The sequence below is a fragment of the Streptomyces silaceus genome (assembly GCF_001419745.1).
Lineage (GTDB): Bacteria > Actinomycetota > Actinomycetes > Streptomycetales > Streptomycetaceae > Streptomyces > Streptomyces silaceus.
The window spans coordinates 1-2,761 of the sequence record NZ_LIRJ01000446.1 but is presented as its reverse complement, the minus strand read 5'-3'; the positions used below and the strand labels follow the sequence as shown (position 1 = coordinate 2,761).

Annotated in this window: 2 protein-coding genes; one reads left to right on the top strand and one right to left on the bottom strand. The window is 73.4% G+C overall.

Annotated features, from left to right (window positions below; genetic code table 11):
* The first annotated feature begins 330 nt into the window (after positions 1-330).
* A complete protein-coding gene (locus AOK22_RS33345) occupies positions 331-1,320 on the top strand; it encodes a malate dehydrogenase (protein ID WP_055702452.1) in 990 nt (329 codons plus the stop codon).
* Positions 1,321-1,387: 67 nt separating this feature from the next.
* On the opposite strand, the gene AOK22_RS33340 is transcribed toward AOK22_RS33345, so the two are convergent.
* The coding region (locus AOK22_RS33340) for an MFS transporter (protein ID WP_055702451.1) at positions 1,388-2,761 on the bottom strand (1,374 nt) is incomplete at its 5' end.

The window sequence follows — 2,761 nt, the reverse complement described above, 5'->3', positions numbered from 1 at the left end:
GGGGAAAGTCGTGGGGCGAGGGGCATGACATGGCCCCCGGAGGGCAGGCGCACCGTACCCCCACGGGAGTGGTCACACCCCCACCGGCGGCCGCCACACTCCCTCCCCCGAGGTGGCGGCCGCCCCGGGAAACACGCTGTGGGCTGGGCCACACGGACCGGGGGGCCGACCGCCCCCGGGGCGCGATAGCCTGACGGCGGATCTCTCTTGATGCCAAGAGATCGATCATCGAGAGGCGATCGAGGCTCGAGGCGGCGTCGGCGGGGATCCAGGAAATAGGGGATCCGAGGGACAGGGACCCCCACCGCCAGCTGTCTTACGGAGATCGCCATGACCCGCACTCCCGTGAATGTCACCGTCACCGGCGCGGCCGGCCAGATCGGCTACGCGCTGCTCTTCCGCATCGCCTCGGGCCACCTGCTCGGCGCGGACGTGCCGGTCAACCTGCGCCTTCTTGAGATCACGCCGGCCCTGAAGGCCGCCGAGGGCACCGCCATGGAGCTCGACGACTGCGCCTTCCCGCTGCTGAACTCGATCGAGATCAGCGACGACCCGAACGTCGCCTTCGACGGCGCCAACGTCGCCCTCCTCGTCGGCGCCCGCCCCCGCACCAAGGGCATGGAGCGCGGTGACCTCCTTGAGGCCAACGGCGGCATCTTCAAGCCCCAGGGCAAGGCCATCAACGACCACGCCGCGGACGACATCAAGGTCCTCGTCGTCGGCAACCCGGCCAACACCAACGCGCTCATCGCGCAGGCCGCCGCCCCGGACGTACCGGCCGAGCGCTTCACCGCGATGACCCGCCTCGACCACAACCGCGCCCTGTCGCAGCTGGCCAAGAAGACGGGCACGTCGGTCGCCGACATCAAGCGCCTGACGATCTGGGGCAACCACTCCGCCACCCAGTACCCCGACATCTTCCACGCGGAGATCGCCGGCAAGAACGCCGCCGAGGTCGTCAACGACCAGGCCTGGCTCGCCGACACCTTCATCCCGACCGTCGCCAAGCGCGGCGCCGCGATCATCGAGGCCCGTGGCGCCTCGTCGGCCGCCTCCGCCGCCAACGCCGCCATCGACCACGTCCACACGTGGGTCAACGGCACCGCCGAGGGCGACTGGACCTCCATGGGCATCCCCTCGGACGGTTCGTACGGCGTTCCGGAGGGCCTCATCTCCTCCTTCCCCGTCACCGCCAAGGACGGCAAGTACGAGATCGTCCAGGGCCTGGAGATCAACGAGTTCTCGCGCGCCCGCATCGACGCCTCCGTGCAGGAGCTCGCCGAGGAGCGCGAGGCCGTGCGCGGTCTCGGCCTCATCTGAGGCAGCGACGGCAGATACGTACGAGAACGCCCCCGGCAGTCGCCGGGGGCGTTCTCGTGTGCGGCCGTCATGCGCGGGAGCGCGGCCCGCCGTAGCCGAGCGCCACCAGCGCCGCCGCGGCGATCACCACCAGCGCCACGGTCCGCAGCGCCGCCTCCATGCCGCCCGCGAAGCCGCCCGGGGTGTGCGCGGCGAGCACCGTGCCGGTGACGGCCACCCCGAGAGCCGCGCCCACCTCGCGCGCCGACGTGCTGAGCCCGGAGCCGAGGCCCGCCTGGTGCGCGGGGAGCGAGTCGACGACGCTGAGCGTCAGCGCGGGCATGCTCAGGCCGCCGCCCACCGAGATGACCAGCAGCCAGCAGGCATACAGCGCGTACGGGGTCGTGGCGTCGGCGGTCGACGCGCCGAGCAGGCCGAGGCCGATCAGGAGCAGCCCGCCGCCCGCCACCGGGCGCGGCCGGTGCGACCAGCGCGCGGCCAGCCGTGGCACCAGCACCATGCCGATGGTGAGCGGGACGATGGCGAGGCCCGCGCGCGCGGCGCCGTACCCCTTCTCGTACTGCAGGTACTGCGAGTTGACGTAGAACAGCGAGAAGAGCCCGAAGAAGCTCGCGGCCGTGCCGAGGGCCCCGGCGCGCAGCCGCCGCGAGGCGAACACACGCGGGTCGAAGAGCGGGGCGCGCGAGCGCAGGGCGTGCGCGGTGAACAGCGCGACGAGCACGGCGCCCGCGGCGAACGCCGTCAGGATGCGGGCGGACGTCCAGCCGTGCATCGGGCTCTCGATGATCCCGAAGAGCAGCGCGACCAGGCCGCCGGTGAGCAGGAGCGTGCCCAGCGGGTCGAGTGCGGGGGCCGCGGTGCCGACCGCCTTGTCCGTACGCGGTGCCGTCCGGGCCACCGCGAGGGCCAGCAGCGCGGCGAGCGGCAGCATCGCCCAGAACAGCGCGCGCCAGGGCAGGTACGAGCCGATGAGCCCGCCGCCGAGATTGCCCGCGAGCCCGCCGAGCCCGGCGGCGAGCGCCCAGGAGGCGAGGGCGCGCGGCCGGTGTTCCGGCGGCGCGACGCGCATCAGGATCGACAGGGTCGCGGGCATGACCAGCGCCGCCCCCGCGCCGGACACACCGCGCCCGGCGATCAGGACCGCGGGCGACGCGGCCAGCGCGCTGACGGCGGCGCCCGCCGCGAAGAGGCCGAGCCCGCAGAGCAGCGCGCCCTTGCGGCCGTACCGGTCACCGAGCGCGCCGGCCGGGATGAGCAGCCCCGCGAAGGCGATGACGTACGCGTCGACCGTCCACAGCAGTTCGCTGGGGGAGGGGTGCAGCCCGGACGAACTCAGCTGCGGGACGAGGAGGTTGATCGCGGCGACCATGCCCTGCGCCACGAGGACGCAGGCGCAGAGGGTGAACAGCGTCGACCGCTGGAGAGGGGTGGGTGCCGGGGG

What these genes read in the sequence shown, in the direction of transcription:
- AOK22_RS33345 (WP_055702452.1), top strand. Translation starts at nt 331, where the DNA reads ATGACCCGCACTCCCGTGAATGTCACCGTCACCGGCGCGGCCGGCCAG.